Raw genomic sequence first — 22,002 nt, 5'->3', positions numbered from 1 at the left:
ATGATACTTTATGAATGAAATCAAACAATATGAACCACTTATAAGTATTTGCCAAAACCTTCTTGCCCAGCTCCCTTGTGACTTTGTCGGAGTTGCGATTCAAAATCAAAAGGGACCTGATGTAAGGTGGCATTATGCAGTTGGAAACGGAAATGACAAATATAAACGAATTACCGTCCGTTATGGAAAAGGGATTGCTGGTAAGGTTATTTCAACGGGAAGAGCGATGGAAGTGACTAATTTCCCAAATGGAATTCTAGGTAAAGCGCTTGAGTATCCAATCATGCTAGCAGAAAAGCTAGTTTCCTCTTATGCAGTCCCAGTCTTTTTTCAAGGGGGCCCAAAGGGTGTACTTCTAGTTGGACGAAGAGTATACAGGCCGTTTCAAGATCATGAGCAGATATCTGTTCAGCAATTTGTCCAATCATTAGAAGTACTGTTAAACAATGATATCAAACCATAGATGGAGTGACTATATGGATGAATTTCAAAAGCAGAAAATACCTTCATTTACAGTGGGTTCACATGATGAAACAATACTAATAGATTTGTCCGGAACCATTTGTTATATGAGTCAAGAAGCTTGCAAATTGTTCGGTTATCAGGAAGAAGAGACCAATAAATTAAATTTATCTGATCTATTTATTGATATAAACTTAGCTGAGTTGGATGAAGGAACAATTATTCAGAAATATGGAAAATGTAAAAGCGGAAAAACATTTCCGATTTTTTTCCGTTTCAGCCTATTTCTTTTTGGTGAACAACCCTTCTGTTTGCTAATGCTTCAAGATGTTAGGAACCATTCTAAATTAAGGAAAGAACTTGTTCAGCCATTCAATGAGCTGATTGACTTAAAGACTGCCATTGATAAATCAACTATTTTTGCCTTTACAGATCATAAAGGAATCATTAAATATGTCAATGAGCAATTTTGTAGGGTATCAAAGTATTCTCATGAGGAATTAATTGGTCAGGACCATCGGATTGTGAATTCCGGCTTCCATTCTAAGGAGTTTTTTAAAAATATGTGGCGTACGATTGCCTCTGGAGAAGTATGGAAGGGTGAAATAAAAAATAGAGCAAAGGATGGATCGACTTATTGGGTTGATACGACGGTTGTTCCGTTTTTAAATCATGAGGGAAAGCCTTATCAATATTTGGCAATTCGGTACGAAATAACAAAGCTAAAAGAGGCAGAAGAAGAACTGCAGCGAATGACAAAAAGAATCATTGATGTACAAGAAGATGAACGAAAGAGTCTGTCGCGAAATCTTCATGATGGCATTGGACAAAATTTATACAGTCATTTGATTACCCTAAGTCGCTTACAGGCGGAGGTTGATCACCCATTATTAGAGCAGATGCAGAATGAAGCCAGACAATTAATTGAGGAAGTAAGAGAGATTTCGTGGGAGCTGCGACCTTCTGTATTAGATGATCTCGGACTGTTACCTGCGATTCGTTCATTTCTTGTCCGTTACTCGAACCACAATCAAATCGATGTGGCGTTTGATTGTGTTTTAAATAGACGGCTTGACTCTAATAAAGAAATTTCCATTTATCGAATGATTCAAGAAGCGTTAACGAACACGTGTAAATATGCGGATACTACAAAAGCTACCGTTACAATTAGAGAGCTAGAAACGGTCGTACGGGTAATGGTAGAGGATAAGGGTAAAGGCTTTGATCCACTCCATGTTACTCGGGGTGTTGGTTTATTTAGCATGGATGAAAGAGCAAGTGCAGTTGGAGGAACGCTGGAGATTATTTCAGAGAGCGGAAAGGGAACGAAAATTATTCTTGAAGTGCCAATTGAATAGCTGTTTTTTTGTAAGGATGAGTCAAAATGAGTTGACCAATGTGTTATTATGCATGTTGGTCTTTTTTCTGTTCACTTTAAGAAGGAGTAATAGGAGTGGAATGGAGATCATTATATAAATAGGTATAATACGGCAAACCTTTTTGAAAGAAACGGACAATCTTCACTGTGAAAATTTTATTGTCTTATTGTGATAAAATATAAATTAGAAAAGTACTGGAAGGGGAATTGCAAATGTCAGTCCGTTTGTTAATCGGTCGATCGGGCAGTGGGAAAACGACTATATGTCTAAATGAAATAAGATCAAAATTGGCGGAAAATCCAGAAGGAAATCCGATCATTTACTTAGTACCAGAACAAATGACTTTTTTATCGGAATATCAATTAATCAACACACCAGGACTTGGTGGGATGATCCGGGCACAAGTCTTTTCCTTTACCCGACTGGCCTGGAGAATTCTTCAGGAGACAGGTGGAATGAGTCGTTACCATTTGAACAGTACAGGGATCAGTATGTTGATTCAAAAAATTATTGAAGATAAAAAAGAGGATCTAAAACTCTTTGAGCGCGCCACTGATAAGGCTGGTTTTATCAACCAAATGGAGCAGATGTTGATTGAATTTAAGCGGTATTGTGTTCATCCGTCAGAACTGGCAGAAACGCAGAATGACTTATCTGAAAAGGTACTGAAAGATAAACTCCATGACTTACAGTTAATTTATGAAAGCTTTGAAGAGGCATTATTGAATAAATATATTGATACAGAAGATTATTTCCGTTTGCTATCTGAAAAAATAGCACAGTCTTCTTATTTAAAATCAGCAGAAATCTATATTGACGGGTTTTATAGTTTCACACCACAAGAATATATGATTATTGAGCAATTAATGAAGCATTGTGTGAATGTCACGATTACCTTAACACAGGATCGTTCTTTTCGCGGCGTTGGCCCTGATGAATTATATTTATTTCGCCTTTCAGGAGAAAACTCTCGGACATTATATGAGATCGCTTCTGTCAATGGGTTGAAAGTAGAAGAAGTTAGCTTAAACGAGCAAACAAGATGGAGTGATGAATCTTTACAACATTTAGAGGCTAATTTCGATTCACGTCCTGCACATAGCTATGAGGGGAAAAATTCGATCTATCTTGCGCAGGCTGTTAATAGAAGGGCTGAGATAGAAGGCGTTGCCAGAAACATTAAACAACTTGTTCTTGAAAAAAAATATCGCTATCGGGATATCGCTTTGCTTATGCGAAATGGTCAGGATTACCATGAATTGATTGAAACGATTTTTCGTGATTATGATATTCCTTATTTTATTGATCAGAAAAGAACGATGCTACACCATCCCTTAGTGGAGCTAATTCGATCTGTTCTCGAAATCATAAACGGGAACTGGCGTTATGAACCAGTTTTTCGAGCGATTAAAACCGAGCTTTTATTTCCGGTTGGTCAGCAAACAGAAAAACTCAGAGAACAAATGGATAGCCTTGAAAACTATGTGTTGGCTTATGGGATCAAAGGAGATAAATGGACGAAGAGAGAACGCTGGAATTATCGTCGTTTCCGTGGGTTAGAATTAGAAAATGTAGCCCAAACCGATGCGGAAAGAGAGAAAGAGCAGGAATTGAATGAACTTCGTCTTATGGTGACAGCCCCCATTTTACGATTATCACGCCGATTGAAAAAAGCAGCTAGTGGCCGGGAACTAGGAGAGGCTCTTTATTTATTCCTTGAAGAACTTGATATTCCAACACAACTGGAGAAATGGAAACTAGCTGAAGAAGAGAAAGGCAATCTTGTAAAAGCTAGGGAGCATGACCAAGCTTGGAATGCTATCATGGATATTCTTGACCAATTTGTTGAAATTCTCGGCGATCAAAAGATTTCTCTCAAGTCATTTTCAAAGGTCTTGGACGCTGGTTTAGAAGCACTTCGTTTCTCTCTTGTTCCGCCAGCGATTGATCAAGTTCTGGCAGGTGATTTAGAGAAGTCGCGACTTTCAGATGTAAAGGTTGCTTTTATTATTGGACTTAATGAGGGTGTGTTACCAGCGAAATTTACGGAAGATGGAATTCTAGCTGATGAAGATCGTGAAAGAATGCTGATCAATGGGTTGAAAATGGCTCCTTCAAGCAGAACGAGACTATTAGATGAAGAATTTATCGCCTATAAAGCATTTGTTACGCCATCGGAAGCCTTATATATCAGCTACCCGCTTGCGAATGAAGAAGGACGAGCATTAATGCCTTCTCTTTATATAAAAAGAATGCAGGATTTATTTCCTAATCATACTGAACTTTTTTATATGACAGATCCTGCTGAGTTGTCAGCGGAAGAACAGTTTGACTATATATCACATTCAAACAGAAGTTTATCGTACTTAACGACCCAACTCCAGTTAAAAAAGAGGAACTATCCACTAGCTGATTTCTGGTGGGATGTATATAACTGGTATGTGACAGGAGCGAATAAGGAAACAGCTACCCGTGTGCTATCGAGCTTGGATTACAAAAATCCAGTGAAACAGCTTTCAGGACAAGTTAGTCATGATTTGTATGGTGATATGATCCAAGCGAGTGTGTCTAGGATGGAGCTTTTTCATAGCTGTCCATTTTCTCACTTTGCTCAGCATGGTCTGAAGCTAAGAGATCGACAAGTCTTCCGGCTTGAAGCACCTGATATTGGTGAGTTATTCCATGCAGCATTAAAATATATTGCTGAAATGGTGATGACCAACGATCTATCATGGCCATCGCTTACAAGAGAACAATCAGAAAGGTTAGCTAAGGATGCGGTAGAAGCACTGGCACCAAAGCTACAAAATGAAATATTACTGAGCTCGAATCGTCATACGTATATTAAAAGAAAGCTCGAGCAAATCATTAGCCGTGCATCGATCATTTTAAGTGAACATGCGAAAGTAAGTGGATTTTCACCAGTTGGTTTAGAATTAGCCTTCGGACCGAAACGTGAGTTACCACCATTGTCTTTTCAGTTGCGAAACGGAACGAAAATGGAGCTTGTTGGTCGGATTGATCGTGTAGACAAAGCGGAGGATGAGAGTGGTGTTTATTTACGGATCATTGATTATAAATCAAGCGCAAAAGAGTTAAATCTTGGTGAAGTGTATTATGGTATGGCACTGCAAATGTTAACGTATTTAGATATTATTATAAGTCATTCAACAAGTTTAATCGGTTCTGAAGCCAATCCAGCTGGGGTTCTTTATTTTCATGTCCATAATCCAATGATTAACGCTAAGAAAATCATGACGATGGAAGACATTGAACAGGAAATGATGAAAAAATTCAAAATGAATGGATTAATGCTTGGTGAAGAAAATGCCATTAAATTGATGGATCATACCATTGAGACAGGGAAATCAATCGTTATTCCAGCAGAAATCAAAAAAGATGGAACATTGTCTAAGCGCTCCAAGGTGGCGAGCATGCAAGAATTTAATGATATCCGTCACTATGTACGTCAAATGTATGTGAAAACAGGAAATGCCATTACAGAGGGAAATATTCAAATTTCTCCTTATAAAATGAAGGATCAATCTCCATGTACATTTTGTTCATATAAATCGGTTTGTCAATTTGATGAATCAATGGAAGACAACCAATATCGTATGCTTGCATCTCATTCGAAAGATCAAGCCCTTGAATTAATGAGAAAGGAGGCAGGGAACAATGGGGAAGAACATGATACCTCCAAAGCCTGAATCTGTAACATGGACGGATGACCAATGGAAAGCCATTATGGCCAGTGGACAAGATATTTTAATTGCCGCGGCCGCGGGTTCTGGTAAGACAGCTGTTCTAGTTGAGCGGATGATTAATAAGGTGTTGAACAAAGAGGAACCGATCAATGTGGACGAGCTTTTGGTTGTCACATTTACTAATGCATCTGCAGCTGAAATGCGTCACCGAATTAGTGAAGCATTGGAAAGGGCAATTGATGATGACCCGGCTTCCAATCATTTACGAAAACAGCTTGGTTTGTTAAATCGGGCATCTATTTCAACGATTCATTCCTTTTGTCTTGAGGTCATTCGAAAATATTATTATTTAATCGATGTTGATCCAGGCTTTCGAATTGCAGATGAAACAGAAGGTCAGTTGTTAAGGGACGAAGTGTTAGAAGAGTTATTTGAGGAAGAGTATGGGAAACCAAATAACGAAAATTTCTTTCGTCTTGTTGATAGCTTCACAAATGATCGTAGTGATAGTGCACTAATGGAGATCATTCATGATTTATATGATTTTGCCCGCTCGAACCCAGCACCAGAAAACTATTTACAAGAGATCGTCGATATGTATGAAGTGGATTCGGTTTCAATGATAGACGAACTTCCTTTTATGACATCATTGACATTTGATATCGGACTTCAGCTTGACGGTGTAAAAGACATGCTTGAAAAAGGACTTTCTTTAACGAAAATTCCAGGTGGACCTACACCAAGGGCAGAGAATTTTTTAGATGATATTCGTATTGTGGACACGATGATCGCTGCAAGCAAAGATTCGTGGAATACGTTATATCAGGCTATGCAAAGCTGGTCCTTCTCACGGGCAAAGATTTGTAAGGGTGACGAGTTTGATAAAGGCTTAATAGAGAAGGCTCAAAAATTACGAGATGGGGCAAAGAAAAAGCTTCAAGATCTACAAGCGGAATTATTTACACGGAAGCCGGAAAGTTACTTAAAAGACATGAAAGAAATGAAGCCGGTTATTGAAACACTCACTCATCTTGTGCAAAGCTTTTCTGATCGTTTTAGTAGAGTGAAAAGTGAGAAAGGGATTGTGGATTTTGCTGATTTAGAGCATTACTGCCTTGATATCTTACTAGATCCAACGGCTAAGAAGGATGGTGTACTCTCTCCATCTGAAGCAGCCCACACGTTTCGTCATGCATTTAAGGAAGTGCTCGTCGATGAATATCAGGACGTGAATATGGTCCAAGAAGCGATTATTCAGCTTGTCACGAAAGAAGGAGAACAAACAGGTAACCTTTTTATGGTAGGTGACGTAAAACAATCCATCTATCGTTTCCGGCTTGCTGAACCAAATCTTTTTCTTGGCAAGTATAATCGCTTTACAAGTGAAGGACAAGATGGTGGTTTAAAAATTGATTTAGCAAGGAATTTCCGCAGTCGCAAGGAAGTTCTTTCTGGAACCAATTATTTATTTAAGCAAATCATGGGTGTGAAAGTCGGGGAAATTGAATATAACGAATCGGCCGAGCTTGTAAAAGGAGCTTCCTATCCAGAGGAAGATAACTATCCAATTGAATTGCTACTTGTTGACCTTGAGAACGATCAAAGGAATGAGCCTAAAGAGGATAGCTATGAAGAGGAACAAGCTGTTTTTGATGCCGTTGATCTTGAACAGTCACAGCTTGAAGCACGAGTGATGGCGCAAAAAATTAAAGAAATGATCAAAGAGCAGACTTCTGTCTATAATCCAAAGACGAATAGCAGTAGCCCTGTGATGTACAGGGATATTGTGATTTTACTTCGCTCAATGACATGGGCTCCGCAAATTATGGAGGAGTTTAAGCAGCAAGGAATTCCTGTTTATGCGAACCTTTCAACTGGATATTTTCAAGCAACTGAAATCACCATTATGATGTCACTCTTAAAGGTGATTGATAACCCGTATCAGGATATACCGCTTGCGTCTGTTCTTCGATCTCCTATTGTTGGTCTAAATGAAGAGGAGCTAGCAAATATCCGCATTCACGAAAAGAATGGAACCTTTTATGAGGCTTTGTCTTCTTTCTGCCGTCAAAAGCCAATAGGTGAAATTGAAAATGTATATGATAAAGTTAAACCATTTGTCCTGATGTTAGACGGATGGAGATCAATGGCAAGACAAGGCTCCTTATCCGCGTTAATTTGGCAGTTGTATCGTGATACTCATTTTTATGATTTTGCTGGAGGGCTTCCAGGTGGTAAACAACGACAGGCTAATTTAAGGGCCCTTTATGATCGGGCACGACAATATGAGGCGACTTCCTTCCGTGGTTTATTCCGATTCCTTCGCTTTATTGAAAGAATGCAAGAACGAGGAGATGATCTTGGGGCTGCTCGTGCGCTTGGTGAGCAGGAGGATGTGGTTCGTGTCATGACCATCCATAGTAGTAAAGGTCTAGAGTTTCCCATTGTATTTGTAGCTGGTTTAGGTCGGAACTTCAACATGATGGATTTGAAAAAGTCTTATTTACTTGATAAGGAATATGGTTTTGCTGCGAAATATGTCAATGTAGAGAAACGAATCACCTATTCCTCACTTCCACAGCTTGCGTTTAAACGAAAAAAGAAAATGGAAATGCTTGCGGAAGAAATGCGTGTCTTGTATGTGGCGTTGACACGAGCAAAAGAGAAACTGTACTTACTTGCTTCTGTAAAAAACTTGCAAAAAAAGCTGACGAAATGGGAGCAAACTCTTGATCATAGGGACTGGTTATTAAAGGATTATGAACGTGCTTCTGCAATCAGTTACCTTGACTGGGTGGGACCTTCGCTTATCAGACATCGTGACAGTCAAACTCTATTGGATGAAGGTATTCATGACGCTTCCCAGCTCCCAAAACACTTGATTGAACATCCGTCCTGTTGGAAGGTAGATGTGATTCAGGCAGATAAAGCGGCTATTCTTGATGAAGATTCACAAACAGAGGATGTGGAATGGCTTGAGAACGTCATTCAAGGTAAGCAAATTCCGATCAAATCCGTCTATAAAGAAGAGGTTGAAGCAAAGCTATCATGGGCGTATCCTTTTATTAGCTCATCGTCCCATCGATCAAAACAGTCTGTCTCAGAAATAAAAAGACAGAAGGATACAGCTGATGAATCAAGTGGAACAGATTTATTGCGTAAGTTTAAAAAGCCCTTAATGAATCGACCACGTTTTATGCAGGAAAAAGCATTATCACCAGCAGAAATAGGGACTGCTATGCATATGGTGATGCAGCATATCAATCTTTCAAAGCCTACTGATCGTGAAACGATCGTGAACCTTTTAGAGGAAATGGTTTGTAAAGAACTCTTAACAGAGGAACAGAAATTAGTGGTTGATCCTGATGGATTACGGGCGTTTTTCCAAACAGATTTAGGTAAACGAATGGTCACTGCACAGAAACTTCAACGAGAAGTTCCATTCAGTTTATCCATGAAAGCATCTGAAGCCTATGATCATTGGATAGGGGAGGATGAACCGGTCTTTGTTCAAGGAATCATTGATTGTTTGTTCGAGGATAAGGAAGAATTGGTCCTTGTTGATTACAAAACGGATGGAATCACAGATCGGTTTAAAGGAGGTTTTGAAGAAGCAAAACCAATCCTTGAAAATCGTTACCGGATTCAAATTGATCTTTATACAAAAGCAGTGGAGCAAATTTATAAACGACCTGTTGCCGAACGATATTTGTTTTTTTTCGATGGAGCTCATATTTTAAAGTTAGAAAGATAACCGAAACACCGGCAGGAAAATGGTTTCCTGCCGGTGTTAATGATGATTGTTGATAAATGGCCATTGGAGCATCAACACGATTGTTTAACACAGCCTTCCTATAAAGATAATTTCATTTTTTACACGTTAACACAAGGATCTTTTAGCTTTACGATTAATTATTGCCGACATTCGGTTGATCGATTAAATTATTATCGATATGATTGGTAGCGCTTACCCCATTATTTGTCATGATAAATGCACCAGTATTCCCTGCTCCTGAACCTAAATTCGACTTTGAGTTGCTTTTTGGTGCAATATTTAACGCGTCACCAAATTGAACAGTGCCTCCACCAACGTTAGAAATTTGTACGGGTCCAATAAATGCAGGCATCTTTAATCCTCCTCTGTAGCGTTGTCACTATTATTCTCTGTGGACTCCAATTGTCTAATATGCAAGACTCGGGCTTCTGTTTGAACATGTTCAGAGTTCCCAATATGCAAAATAGCCGAGGAACTGATCCCAATAACATCAATCATACCCACCTTTATAATTGGATTTAATGATGTTGTTTGAGTGGTAATTGCTTCATCTATGGATGGAAGAGGGAGTGATTTAGAAAAAAGATCAAATAAATGAAAATCTGCTTCATGAGAATAAAAGAGTTCTTTCTGTCTTTGTACGGCGATGGCACGGGTAAAAGCATTTACTACGTTTGAATCACCAATCTGAATCACAGAGGAAATTCCGGCTGATTTTACTTTAAGAGCGTCTACTTTTGCTGTCCGTTTCAACATAGCATTAACCTTGTGGAACTAGTGGGACAAATGGACCGATAATTAAGGATTCGGGTGGGGTATCAAATAGAGAAGTAAGCTGGACTGTATTGGTATCTCCAACCATTAACAGCGAAGAGCTTGAAACCCCAAGTACCCGAATACTGCCGACACAAAGTTCACGATTAACGACTTCAAAATTCATTCTGATTTCGTTCCTTTCATATTTTCTGGTAAATGTTGAAGAAAAGTTAAAACACCATAGTGAATTTCTTTCTTCAGCTGTTCTAGAATCCATTCTTTTTGTTGTTCAGGCGATTCGTTTGCCTTTCTATGAGGCTGGTTTAAATAATACTCAATTCTGTTTGGAAGTTGTTTTTTAATATCTTGAAGAATAAATTCACGATAAGAATCATCCACTTGAAAGTTTATTTGTTGTCCTACATCCTGAACAATGGCTGATAAGTTTGTATCAAGATATTGATCGATATAGTTTTCAATTTCTGTGAACATCGACATTCTTTCTTTCGGAGAGGCAGGTCCCTTTTGATTTGGAACAGAAAAGTCCTCGATTCCCTGTAAGTCCGTTGGATTTAAACCAATGTTTAATGTTCCCTCTAGTGTTTCAACTTTCAATTGATCAAATTTGTATTCCATCCGTTCGACATGAACAGGAGGGCGATTTTGTAATTCAGTTACGGTATTCTCCAAGGAGTTTACCTTCTGTTGGAGACTACGTATTTTTTTATCTTGTTTAGCTAGGTATGCTTGCATCGATTGGAGTATCGGATAGATATTTTGGTTCATTCTTCACACCTCACAATACTCTGTCTACGACAATCAAAAACATGATGCGAAACATGGTCGTTCAAGTAAGAATTAAGAAGTGGGAGATGTCAATGGAACAGCTGGTGCTTCGATTACTGAACTGGGTGTTTCTGCTTCAGGGGCAGGTTCTATATATCCGCCTGTATTATACAAATGAGAAGCAGGTTTAATGATCCCAGCACTCCCGATTTGGAGTACAGATGAGTTTGTAATCCCATCAATTTTCAAAAATTGAATAGATATGGATTGTTGAACATAGAAATTCATATATTTCACCACTTTATTTAGTCACTTTAGGAATGAGACTGCTAAACATTAAAGAAATTCCCTTGGTCGGTTCCATCTTGATCAAAAGTATTTGTTGAGCTTTGCTGATTTTTCACATGAAGCGTCTCACCTGTATTAAAAGATCCTGCTCCAGCGAACGTCTTTGCGTTGGATATGGTTGATATTTTGTAGACATCCCCAATATGGAAAACGGCAGCTGATCCGATCGATATAACTTGAACAGCACCTACAATGGCTGGCATAGTGTAACACCCTTTAATATTTTTTATGGGGCTGAATAAAAGTGATTCTTGCCCAGCTTTTGATATTGTATGTTACGAATGACGAAAGGTGATTCGGTAGCTTAATGCTTTTAAATATTTTGTGTTATTTACAAATTTTTAAAGTATTATATTCTATAATAGAAATAGAATGGTTACTAATTAGTGAGGAGTTGAAATATGGAATCATTAATATCCCCTTTGCAAGAAAAGAATCGGATTGTATCCTTAGACATGATGAGAGGATTTGCAATATTAGGTATTTTTCTTGTGAATATGCTGTCATTTCACTCGCCATTTTTGTACATTGATCCATTGCAATGGTGGCAGAATCCGCTTGATCAAGGAGTCTATATTTTTATTGATATCTTTGTCCAAGCGAGCTTTTATCCGCTGTTTTCGATGCTATTTGGGTATGGACTCGTGTTATTAAGGGAAAGAGCACAATTGAAAAAGATTTCTTTTATACCTATTGCGTTAAGAAGGCTTTCGCTTTTGTTAGTTATTGGCCTAGCCCATGCTTTTTTTATTTGGCATGGTGATATTTTATTTAATTATGCTCTCTTAGGCTTTATCTTTCTTTTGTTTATTCGTCTGAGTGGACGAAGTATGATGATCATCGGTAACTTATTGTATATTTTGCCAAATTTATTTTTTATCGTTATGCTATTTTTGACTATTTTATTTCTTCCAGGGGAAAAGTTTTCTATTAACAATCCATTCTTATCCTCACAATCATTAGATATCTATCAGAATGGATCTTTTTTTGAGATTACAGCACAGCGTATGGATGACTGGACTTATACGAATAATGTGTTTGGGCTGGTGATGATGCTTTTTTCATTGTTACCTCTTTTTTTAATTGGTGGTAGTGCTGCGAAGTATAGATGGCTTGAACAGGTTGATAAACATCGAAAAGGGTTAACAATCACACTTATTCTAACAAGCATATTTGGTTTCGTTTTTAAGTTGTTTCCATATATGTTGGCAACCAATTGGGCTACCACATATGTTCAGGATATTCTCGGTGGACCGCTTCTTGCTATTTCATACGGTTTGACCATTGCTTTGTTTGCTGAAAAAAAATACTTGAATAAGCTACTCACTTCTATCTCATATGTTGGAAGAATGTCCTTTAGTAATTATTTACTTCAATCCATTGTGGCAACGCTCATATTCTATAGTTATGGTTTGGGGGTATATGGAAAAGTATCTGTTGCTATGGGAACCCTGCTTGTTCTGGTCATTTATACTTGTCAAATTTTCTTGAGTAGACTATGGCTTAAATCTTTTTACTATGGTCCGGCAGAATGGGCATGGCGAAACTTTACGTATTTTAAAAAGCAAAAACTCGTGCGAAAACCAAAAGGTCTTTCTTAAGTGTCTAATGAAATTCATGGATAAGAATATAATGTTTATTAATTCTTTGATGAGAATAATTCAATAGGAAAATGAGGATTGTTAACATCATATAAGTAGGTTTTTCTTTTTCTATGTGATATGATAATTTTGAATTTTAATAGAGAGGAATTGAAAGAATGACACATGCACATATTACAACATGGTTATTAGCATTGATTTTGTTTTTTATTGCAATCGGACTACATAAAGCTGGAAAATCTCGTGGTTTGAAAGTCGTTCAAATGATCTTACGATTATTTTATCTATTAATTATTGCTACGGGTGTTGTGATGCTCTTTGATCTAGGTCCAATTACTTCCATGTATTGGATTAAGGCCATTTTGGGAGTGCTTGTGATTGGTTTCTTTGAAATGGTTCTTACTTTTACAATCAAAGGAAAACCAACAGGTGCTGTTTGGGCTTTGTTTGCTGTTTTATTTGTTGTTGTAGTCTACTTAGGATTAACGCTTCCATTAGGATTTTATATTTAGATAATATGTGAAAAAACTGCCAATTGGCAGTTTTTTTTGCGTTGATAGACAGAATAAAAAATCATCCTATTTTTTCAATGACCATTCTTTTTCCTGTATTTAGTGTAAATTCGAAGCGGTCGCTTGTTTTTTCATAGTAGACGAAATGATGATGAACGCTGCAAATAGATTCACCGTTATCAAAAATAATAAAGTTAACTCCACTTTTTTGCTTCGTTTCACTTAAGAAGGTTAGATGATTATAGCAATAAATACAATCGTAAATTGAAAAATTCATGCTGTTTAAATTGGTGATAAATTGACAAAAAGCATCATCATTTACTTCTTTTAGTAATTGTTCTAATGCAAATACTAGGTGTTTACGGATTCGGATCGTTTCTTGGTTTTTTAAGTGAATGACATCATTGCCTTGTTTCATTTTACCTTCTTTATTTAATACCCCTTTTCTCCAGCGATTTAAGCGAAATACTTCAATTTCTTCATGAAGCCATACATCTAAAAGTGTAGCTTCCTCTGTCTCATCATCAAAAAAAACCCATTGATCGTTTATACACTCAATTGTTCCCTCTGTGAAGGCACGCTGTTGATATTCAATTAATTTTGTACGCTGTTGTTTATTCATGATCTATAAAACCTCCATATAGAACCCCTTATTATAGAAGGGATGATTTCTCTTTTCTCTATTATCTAGATGTGGCGTACAGGACATACAAGTTCTGGCATTGCTCCTTTAGTAGGCCATCGGTTAGGGACTTGGATCATAAGCTGATTTCGTTTTTCTATTTGTAGACAGATTCCCTCTGTTTTAAACACATTTTTTGTTTTTTAGGACAAATAACCATTTTTACACATGTTGCATAGGCTAGGTAAAGAAATGGTAGCTATCAAGGTTCCGTAAAGAAAGGATGAGTATAGATGTGTGGGATAACGGGTTGGATTGATTATGACAAGAATTTAAACAATGAAAAGACTACGATTGGAAAGATGACGGAAACTTTGGCGAAAAGAGGACCGGATGATACAAATATTTGGACAGATCTGCATGTTGGATTTGGGCACAAAAGATTAGTCGTTGTTGACCCTGTGAGCGGTAAGCAGCCTATGGTAAAAACAAAACAGGATCGTAGGTATACGATTTGTTATAACGGTGAGCTATATAATACAGAAGATATCCGAAAAGAGTTGTTATTAAAAGGATATTCATTTAATGGTCATTCTGATACTGAAGTCCTGTTAGCTGCCTATATGGAATGGAAAGAAAAATGTGTTGATTATTTAAATGGAATCTTTGCTTTTGCCGTTTGGGATCAGGAGCGAGATTTGCTGTTCATTGGTCGTGATCGACTAGGTGTAAAACCATTATTTTACTATGAAACAGCGAAAGGGATTATCTTTGGTTCAGAATTAAAGGCGATTTTGGCACACCCTAATGTGAACCGAGCGCTCGATCGGGAAGGGTTGGCAGAAGTTTTTGGATTAGGCCCATCAAGAACACCAAGTTCCGGTGTATTTAAAGGAATTAAAGAGTTACGACCCGCTCATGCGTTAACCTTTTCTCGTGACGGATTAAAGATTTGGCGTTATTGGAATGTGAAAAGTGAACAACACCATGACTCACTTGATGAAACTACTGAAAAGATCGGTTCTTTATTTACGGATGCTGTCACAAGGCAACTCGTCTCAGATGTTCCTCTTTGTACCTTTCTTTCCGGAGGTGTCGATTCAAGTGCAATAACAGCCATTACCGCAAACGCTTTTCAAAAAGAAGGCAAAGGTCAGCTTCATACGTATTCAATTGATTATGAAGAAAATGGTCAGTTTTTCAAAGCCAATGAATTTCAACCAAATTCAGATGGTGAATATATAAAAAAAATGTCAGACACGTTTAATACGGTTCATCATTATTGTGTGATTTCCCAAGAACAGTTGGCTGAGGACTTGATTGAGGCCGTTCATGTTAGGGATTTACCAGGAATGGCTGATGTGGACTCTTCCTTACTTTGGTTTTGCCGTGAAATAAAAAAGGATTTTGTCGTAGGTTTATCCGGAGAATGTGCGGATGAAATTTTTGGTGGTTATCCATGGTTTAAGCGTGCAGAGGATTTAAATCGACCAGGATTCCCGTGGATGAGATCAGTTGATGAAAGACAAGGCTTATTAAAGGACCATTGGCAAGAGCGGTTAAATCTTCGTGAATATTCATTAGCGAAGTATCAGGAAATGGTAGATGAGACTCCATTACTTGATGGAGAAAGTATAGAGGAAGCGAAGAGAAGAGAATTGTTTTATATCAATATGCTTTCGTTCATGACGACTTTACTTGATCGGAAGGATAGAATGAGTATGGGGGCAAGTCTTGAAGTACGTGTTCCATTTGCTGATCATCGCTTAGTAGAATATGTGTGGAATGTCCCGTGGGAAATGAAAATGGTTGGAAATAAGGAAAAAGGAATTTTACGAAAGTCATTAGAAGGACTGCTTCCAGATGAAGTATTATATCGGAAAAAAAGTCCTTATCCAAAGACACATCATCCTGCCTATCGAAAAATTGTCAAAGGGATGTTAGAAAGTATTTTACAAGAACGCAGCTCGGTTTTATATGAGTTATTTGATAGTGAGAAGCTACGTCAAATCGTTGAGACAGAAGGAGATTCGTTTAAAGAACCATGGTTTGGTCAATTGATGACAGGCCCACAGTTGTTAGCCCATTTAGTGCAAATCCATTATTGGTTTAACGATTATAAAATTAATATTGTGGACTAAAAAGGATGAAGAGATAAAGTTAAAAAACCAGAGAAATTCTGGATTTTTAACTTTATTTATTATTTTCTATAATAGAAAATGAATATTTCAAATGTTTCAGAATAAAAAGGTTTTTCGTTGACGATGTAGAAACGAAAAGCTAATCTTAAAGAATGAGTATAAATTTTTTAAGATAATGATAGAACAGCAGGGGGGAGAAAGGGGAATTTTGGATGAAAAAAGGAGCTATCATACTCTTGTTCATTTCGTTACTGTTTTTTAACATCCTATCAGTAGGTGCAGATGAACATGGAGATCGTAAATGGCAAGATGAAACTGTGTATTTAATAATGATTGATCGTTTTAATAATGGTGATCAGAGTAACGATATGGGTGTCGATCTAGATGACCCTATTGGTTACCATGGTGGTGACTTTCAAGGAGTAATCGATCAATTAGATTACATAAAAGATATGGGTTTTACGACGATATCACTTACACCTATTTTTGACAATATGGAGGGAGGATATCACGGGTATTGGGTAAATGATTACTACAAAACAGATGAACATTTTGGATCAATCAAGTTATTTAAGAAACTAGTAGATGAAGTACATAAGCGGGATATGAAAGTAATCCTTGATTTTGTTGTGAATTCTATAGGGCCCAATCATCCATGGTTAAATGATCCGACTAAAGAAGACTGGTTCCATCCCGAGCAACAGGAAGTGAGTCAAGAAAAGAGTCTTTTGCCAAAATTAAATCAAGAAAACGTGGAAGTTAAGAAATATTTAATAGATGTGGCTAAATGGTGGATTGAAGAGACGGATATTGACGGCTATCGTTTAGATTCAGTTAATGAAGTACCGGAAAGTTTTTTGCTAGATTTTTCGAAGGAAGTAAAAAGTATGAAAAATAATTTCTATCTTCTTGGAGAAGCCATGACCAATGATCCGGATGAACTTGCTTCATATATGGAGACTGGAATTGATGGTTTTGTTGATTATTCTTTGAATGAAGAGTTAAGAAAGGTTTTCCCGGAGCCTGATCAGTCCTTCGCATCCTTGTTTGCGATGCAGGAGCAAAAAGAAGAACTCTATCCTAATCCTTATGTAATGGCTACTTTTATGGACAATCACCATACTGTTCGATTTACAAGAGATACAGTGAGTATCAATGAGCATCCAGGTCCGCGCTGGAGACAAGCCTTAACGTTTCTTTATACAACACCAGGGATTCCATTTGTCTATTATGGAAGTGAAATTGCATTGGATGGAGGAGAAGCACCTGATAACCATAGGCAAATGAATTTCAGAGCTGATAATGACTTAGTCGAATATGTAGCAAAAATTGGGAGAGTAAGATCATCATTTCCTTCTCTCACAAGAGGTACGATGGAAATGCTATACGAAAACAATGGAATGGCTGTATTCAAACGTGTCTACGAAAATGAAACGGTTGTTGTGGCGATCAATAATACAACGCAAACAGAAACCGTTAGGATCCCAGCTAAAGAGCTTGCTGTTGATAAAGAATTGAGGGGGATACTAAACGGAGACTTGGTCCGCAGCAGGGACGATCAATTTACGATTACAATCGATCGTGATGAGTCCGAAGTCTATGTGCTAAGTAATAAATCAGGTGTAAATTACCCTTATATACTAGCGCTGGCAGTTGTACTAATTTCATTTACTGTTTTCATCATTCTTGTTAGGAAAAGATCACGCAGACAACGAACATAAAGGATAGAGATAAGTCTATAACCGATGGATCCTTTCTCTTTATTTTTCAACAAGTTAAGAAACTATTTCTTAGTAGGAGTGGCTGATTTTCGAACAGCCACTCTCTTTTTGATGAGTGAAACCGGAAGAACAGGGTGAATTGGTGACCATGGATAAATCTTATTATCCGTTTACTATCTTGCCACCATTAATATGAATGACTTGTCCGCTCATATAGGATGAATCATTGCTAGCAAGATACACATATCCAGGAGCGAGCTCGAATGGTTGGCCTGCACGTCCAAGCGGTGTATTGGTCCCAAAGCTTGCTACTTGATTTTCAGAAAAGGTTGATGGAATTAATGGTGTCCAAATAGGACCTGGAGCCACGCCATTTACCCGAATTTCTTGTGGAGCAAGTGATTTTGCTAATGATCTTGTAAAGGAAACAATCGCTCCTTTTGTTGCAGAATAGTCAATCAACTGTTCGTGACCTTCATAGGCAGTGATCGAAGCTGTATTAATAATGGAACTTCCTTTTTGAAGGTAGGGAAGAGCTGCTTTTGTTAAATAAAAATAAGAAAAAATATTTGTTTTAAATGTTTTTTCTAATTGTTCGGTGCTGATGTCTAGCAAGCTATTTTGTGGGTGCTGTTCTGCTGCATTATTAACGAGTATATCAATTTTTCCAAAGTGATGAATTGTTTGTTTAATCACTTCTTGGCAGAAGGAGTTGTCACCAATATCTCCAGCAAGGAGTAAACATTTTTTTCCTTCTGCTTCGACTTTTTTCTTTGTTTCTTCTGCATCCTGATGTTCATCTAAATAAACGATGACAACATCGGCACCTTCTTTAGCAAAGTAAATGCTGACGGATTTGCCAATTCCACTATCACCACCCGTAATAATAGCGGTTTTGTTGTTTAATTTACCGGAGCCTTTATAGTTTGGATCGATTGAGACAGGCTGCGGATTCATTTCAGTCTCTAGCCCAGGCTGTTTGTTCTGATGCTGTGGTGGAAAAGCATTTTTGTTTTGCTTCATCATACTGCCCCCTTGATATAGTCATTTTTGGTTTAGTATGTGTAAAAAGAAGAGGATTATTTGAAGGGATAGAAGAGGAGCTTATTTGCATAAAGAAAAGAGGATGGAATATCAATTTCCAACCTCTTTAAGAAAGTAACGTATTTTTGAAATTAGGTAACTGTCTAGCTTCAGCGCCTACCCTCGAAAGGTGTTTACGCTTTTCTGATTAACGATAGTTTACAAATTGAACATCGATGCTTAGGTCAGCTTCTTTTACTGCGTGAATAATTTGCTGTAAGTCATCGCGGCTTTTTGCGGTTACTCTTATTTGGTCATCTTGTATTTGGCTTTTTACTTTCAGGCCACTGTTTTTAATTAATGTATTAATTTTTTTTGCATTTTCTTTATCAATACCTTGAACGAGTTTCGCTCTTTGTCTGACCGTACCACCACTCGCTTTTTCTATTTTTCCATAATCAAGGTTTTTGACAGGGACACCACGTTTAAATAATTTACTAAAAAGGACATCTTTTACTTGTTCTAATTTGTATTCATCATCTGAAACAAGAACTAGATCTTCTTTGTCGAGAGAAATTTCGCTTTTGCTGCCTTTAAAATCGTAGCGTGTTTGAATTTCCTTCATTGCAATTTGGATCGCATTTGTCACTTCTGCAAAATCGACGTCTGATACGATATCAAATGAACTTTCTTTTGCCATATTAACCCTCCACAAAATACATTTTTTCTACTGAACCGTTTGATAGCCTGATCGAAGCTGTTTACGGAAAGAAGTTTCCCTTTATAAATTAATTATAGTAAAATATAGCAGTTGATACAACTTTAGGAATGGAGATGTGCTGACAGTATCTATTGTTTAACACCCAATCAAAAGGTGTCTATTTGGTTTTAAGGAGGAATTTTTTTGTCATTACATGAACAGATTGGACATGTCGTTGAATTAAAGGTAGCAAGACAAGCTGATTTCGGCTACTTTTTAACAGATGGAACAGAAGAAGAAGATGTTCTTTTACATAGTAGGGAAGCAGATCGTAATTTGGAACTAGATGAGAAGGTTGAAGTGTTTTTATATACTGATTCAAAAGGAAGAATAACAGCAACCACTACGATTCCCAAAATAACCGTCGGTGTATATGACTGGGCTACGGTCAGTGATGTAAAGCCTGGGATTGGTATTTTCTTAAATATTGGGATTCAGAAGGATATGCTGTTAGGAGAAGAGGATTTGCCCGCTCATAAAAGTATCTGGCCAGAAATCGGTGATTTACTGTTTATCACATTAAGAGTCAATAAAAATAATCGTATTTATGTGAGGCTAGCGACAGATCCGATTATTGAAGAGAAGTCAGTAAAAGCCACGCGAGCTGATTTTAATAAAAGCATCCACGGATATATTTATCGGACGGCAAAAGTGGGGAGCTGGATTTTTACAGCAGAAGGATTTAAAGGCTTTATTCACGAGTCACAAAGAAATGTAGAACCTCGTCTTGGGGAAAAAGTTGAAGGTAGAATCATCGATGTAAAAGAGGATGGTACCATTAATGTGTCATTGTTACCAAGAAAAGAAGAGGCTCTTGACGATGATGCTGAAAAGATTTTGGCTGTATTAAATATTAGAAATGGTGCGATGCCTTACTGGGATAAAAGTTTGCCAGAAGAGATTCAAGAACGATTTCAAATGAGTAAAGCTTCGTTTAAACGGGCATTAGGACGGTTGATGAAAGAAGGAAAAGTTTATCAAGAGGAAGGTTGGACTTATACAAAGAAAGATCAGTAGGGCGGGAGAAGTCCGCCCTTAATGATTAATATAACTATGGTGGCTAGGGGTCGGTGGGGCTTCCACAGTGTCAACGAGAAGGTTAAAGAGTAACCTTCTCTCCTCCCATTTTAAGCATATCATCTTTGAACAAGTCTTTTTGGCTTGTGATTAGTCTAGCTATGGACAACTTGATCAAGCCATCTTCGCTTTTCATTAAAGATGATCGGTTTTCGTGGAGTATTGGCGTTTTCCAGCTTTGCGATTTTTTTCGCGCATCATATTTTTTTCATGGCGTAGGGCGTTATTGTCTTTCGCTTTTTTGTCATTATCAGATGTATGTGGCATAAAAAAACTCCTTTCCATCAGTAGCGTTCAAAAATAGTGTCTGCTACGGGGAAAGGGAGTATGTAAGAGAGTTTTTACCATTCAAATTATGCTGGAGGTAATTCATTTAAGAAAAAAATAGCAATCGTTCCAGGACCTGTATGGGAACCGATGACGGCTCCAATATCAGTAATAACTACTTCTTTTGCATGAAGTTCATTTTCAAATCTTTTTTTCATGTCTAGTGCGGTTTGTTCAGCATCAGCATGACTAATACCCACAGTCTGTTGTTCAAAGTCAATGCCTCGTTCTGACATGATCTCGATTATTCGGCTTAAAACCTTCTTTTTACCACGAACTTTTTCAATGGGAACTAGTTTGCCATCTTCTACATTCAATAGCGGCTTAATGTTTAACAGCCCACCTAAAAAGGCAGATGCCTTTGACACACGCCCACCCTTTGCTAAATATTCTAAATCATCGACTGTAAATAAATGCTCTGTATGTGCGGCGAGGAACTCAGCTCTGTTGACGATTTGTTCAAATGAGGCACCTTCATTTGCTAAGCGGACAGAGTCCATTACAATGAGCCCATAGCCAAGCGAAGCACATCTCGTATCTATAATTGTTAAGTTGAAATCAGGATATTCTTCTTTTACTTGTTCACGGATCATAACAGCTGTTTGATACGTACCAGATAATTGTGATGAAAAGGCAATGTAAATACCCTCTTCGTGATTTTGAGCCATTCCTGTAAATATCTTTTCAAATGCTAGTGGGGAAACTTGAGAAGTCTTCGGCACGTGCCCATTTCGAATGGTCTCGTATATCGTTTTAGGCTCAATCGTGAGTAGATCTTCATATTCCTGATCGATCAAATGAACTTTTAACGGAAAAAGTGTAACATGATTGTCTTCATAAAAATGTAAGGGTAAGTCACTCGCACTGTCAGTTAAAATTTTTACTGGCATCGAGATCACCTGCTTTCCATTAATCTCATTTAGGTAGAGGTACATTTATTAACGACGCCTTGTTCTAAAATCTTCATTTTTACCATTTATTATTAGTATACATATTCATGAGTGT

At 37.6% G+C, this 22,002-nt stretch carries 20 protein-coding genes; 9 read left to right on the top strand and 11 right to left on the bottom strand.

Features of this window, described 5'->3' with window-relative positions:
- Positions 1-10: 10 nt before the first annotated feature.
- The 4 genes from JMM81_RS05155 (at position 11) to addA (ending at position 9,302) form a co-directional block, all read left to right on the top strand.
- Positions 11-463, top strand: coding sequence for a GAF domain-containing protein (locus JMM81_RS05155; RefSeq protein WP_256240460.1), 453 nt, complete (start codon positions 11-13; stop codon positions 461-463).
- Between the two features lie 13 nt (positions 464-476).
- Positions 477-1,820, top strand: coding sequence for a sensor histidine kinase (locus JMM81_RS05150; RefSeq protein WP_256240459.1), 1,344 nt, complete (start codon positions 477-479; stop codon positions 1,818-1,820).
- A 233-nt stretch (positions 1,821-2,053) separates the two neighbouring features.
- Entirely contained in the window at positions 2,054-5,551 is a 3,498-nt protein-coding gene (gene addB / locus JMM81_RS05145) for a helicase-exonuclease AddAB subunit AddB (RefSeq protein ID WP_256240458.1), read from the top strand.
- Positions 5,520-9,302 carry a helicase-exonuclease AddAB subunit AddA gene (gene addA, locus JMM81_RS05140; RefSeq protein ID WP_256240457.1) on the top strand — a complete coding sequence of 1,261 codons (3,783 nt, stop codon included), beginning with the start codon at positions 5,520-5,522 and terminating at the stop codon, positions 9,300-9,302. The genes addB and addA overlap by 32 nt, the downstream gene beginning before the upstream one ends.
- Before the next feature lie 154 nt (positions 9,303-9,456).
- Here the strand turns inward: addA and JMM81_RS05135 are convergent, their stop codons facing one another.
- From JMM81_RS05135 to JMM81_RS05110, 6 genes are all read right to left on the bottom strand, one after another.
- Positions 9,457-9,675 carry a spore germination protein gene (locus tag JMM81_RS05135; protein WP_256240456.1) on the bottom strand — a complete coding sequence of 73 codons (219 nt, stop codon included), beginning with the start codon at positions 9,673-9,675 and terminating at the stop codon, positions 9,457-9,459.
- A 2-nt stretch (positions 9,676-9,677) separates the two neighbouring features.
- A complete protein-coding gene (locus JMM81_RS05130) occupies positions 9,678-10,079 on the bottom strand; it encodes a spore germination protein GerPE (RefSeq protein ID WP_256240455.1) in 402 nt (133 codons plus the stop codon).
- 4 nt (positions 10,080-10,083) lie between these two features.
- Positions 10,084-10,263 (bottom strand): spore gernimation protein GerPD, encoded by a 180-nt coding sequence (locus JMM81_RS05125; RefSeq protein WP_256240454.1) that lies wholly within the window; start codon positions 10,261-10,263, stop codon positions 10,084-10,086.
- Positions 10,260-10,865 carry a spore germination protein GerPC gene (gene gerPC / locus JMM81_RS05120; RefSeq protein ID WP_256240453.1) on the bottom strand — a complete coding sequence of 202 codons (606 nt, stop codon included), beginning with the start codon at positions 10,863-10,865 and terminating at the stop codon, positions 10,260-10,262. The genes JMM81_RS05125 and gerPC overlap by 4 nt, the downstream gene beginning before the upstream one ends.
- A gap of 72 nt (positions 10,866-10,937) precedes the next feature.
- Positions 10,938-11,153: a spore germination protein GerPB gene (locus JMM81_RS05115; RefSeq protein ID WP_256240452.1), complete on the bottom strand. Its 216-nt coding sequence runs from the start codon at positions 11,151-11,153 to the stop codon at positions 10,938-10,940.
- A 41-nt stretch (positions 11,154-11,194) separates the two neighbouring features.
- Positions 11,195-11,416 carry a spore germination protein gene (locus tag JMM81_RS05110; RefSeq protein WP_256240451.1) on the bottom strand — a complete coding sequence of 74 codons (222 nt, stop codon included), beginning with the start codon at positions 11,414-11,416 and terminating at the stop codon, positions 11,195-11,197.
- A gap of 198 nt (positions 11,417-11,614) precedes the next feature.
- Here JMM81_RS05110 and JMM81_RS05105 point away from each other — a divergent pair, with 198 nt between their 5' ends.
- Both JMM81_RS05105 and JMM81_RS05100 read left to right on the top strand, forming a co-directional pair.
- Positions 11,615-12,814 (top strand): DUF418 domain-containing protein, encoded by a 1,200-nt coding sequence (locus tag JMM81_RS05105; RefSeq protein WP_256240450.1) that lies wholly within the window; start codon positions 11,615-11,617, stop codon positions 12,812-12,814.
- Positions 12,815-12,972: 158 nt separating this feature from the next.
- Positions 12,973-13,326, top strand: a complete 354-nt coding sequence (locus JMM81_RS05100) for a YisL family protein (protein ID WP_256240449.1) — start codon at positions 12,973-12,975, stop codon at positions 13,324-13,326.
- A gap of 61 nt (positions 13,327-13,387) precedes the next feature.
- On the opposite strand, the gene JMM81_RS05095 is transcribed toward JMM81_RS05100, so the two are convergent.
- Positions 13,388-13,948, bottom strand: a complete 561-nt coding sequence (locus tag JMM81_RS05095; protein ID WP_256240448.1) for a DUF2777 domain-containing protein — start codon at positions 13,946-13,948, stop codon at positions 13,388-13,390.
- A 293-nt stretch (positions 13,949-14,241) separates the two neighbouring features.
- Between JMM81_RS05095 and asnB the strand changes: the two genes are divergently transcribed.
- Both asnB and JMM81_RS05085 read left to right on the top strand, forming a co-directional pair.
- Positions 14,242-16,089: an asparagine synthase (glutamine-hydrolyzing) gene (gene asnB / locus JMM81_RS05090; RefSeq protein WP_256240447.1), complete on the top strand. Its 1,848-nt coding sequence runs from the start codon at positions 14,242-14,244 to the stop codon at positions 16,087-16,089.
- A 212-nt stretch (positions 16,090-16,301) separates the two neighbouring features.
- The gene (locus JMM81_RS05085) at positions 16,302-17,810 is read left to right on the top strand and encodes an alpha-amylase family glycosyl hydrolase (protein WP_256240446.1); all 1,509 of its coding nucleotides are present in this window, start codon (positions 16,302-16,304) and stop codon (positions 17,808-17,810) included.
- 162 nt (positions 17,811-17,972) lie between these two features.
- On the opposite strand, the gene JMM81_RS05080 is transcribed toward JMM81_RS05085, so the two are convergent.
- Together JMM81_RS05080 and JMM81_RS05075 are read right to left on the bottom strand one after the other, a co-directional pair.
- The gene (locus tag JMM81_RS05080) at positions 17,973-18,836 is read right to left on the bottom strand and encodes an SDR family oxidoreductase (RefSeq protein WP_375162348.1); all 864 of its coding nucleotides are present in this window, start codon (positions 18,834-18,836) and stop codon (positions 17,973-17,975) included.
- Positions 18,837-19,041: 205 nt separating this feature from the next.
- Positions 19,042-19,533, bottom strand: coding sequence for a YajQ family cyclic di-GMP-binding protein (locus tag JMM81_RS05075; RefSeq protein ID WP_256240445.1), 492 nt, complete (start codon positions 19,531-19,533; stop codon positions 19,042-19,044).
- Between the two features lie 204 nt (positions 19,534-19,737).
- On the opposite strand from JMM81_RS05075, the gene JMM81_RS05070 reads away from it, so the two are divergent.
- A complete protein-coding gene (locus tag JMM81_RS05070; protein WP_256240444.1) occupies positions 19,738-20,610 on the top strand; it encodes a CvfB family protein in 873 nt (290 codons plus the stop codon).
- Positions 20,611-20,805: 195 nt separating this feature from the next.
- Here the strand turns inward: JMM81_RS05070 and JMM81_RS05065 are convergent, their stop codons facing one another.
- Positions 20,806-20,937 carry a DUF3941 domain-containing protein gene (locus JMM81_RS05065; RefSeq protein ID WP_256240443.1) on the bottom strand — a complete coding sequence of 44 codons (132 nt, stop codon included), beginning with the start codon at positions 20,935-20,937 and terminating at the stop codon, positions 20,806-20,808.
- Positions 20,938-21,023: 86 nt separating this feature from the next.
- Positions 21,024-21,887 carry a DegV family protein gene (locus tag JMM81_RS05060; RefSeq protein WP_256240442.1) on the bottom strand — a complete coding sequence of 288 codons (864 nt, stop codon included), beginning with the start codon at positions 21,885-21,887 and terminating at the stop codon, positions 21,024-21,026.
- Positions 21,888-22,002 lie beyond the last annotated feature (115 nt).

Origin of the sequence: Bacillus sp. V3B (assembly GCF_024494465.1) — a bacterium.
In the GTDB taxonomy this organism is placed as follows: domain Bacteria; phylum Bacillota; class Bacilli; order Bacillales; family Cytobacillaceae; genus Bacillus_BD.
The sequence above is the reverse complement of the archived record's forward strand: the minus strand, read 5'-3'. Positions and strand labels throughout refer to the sequence as shown.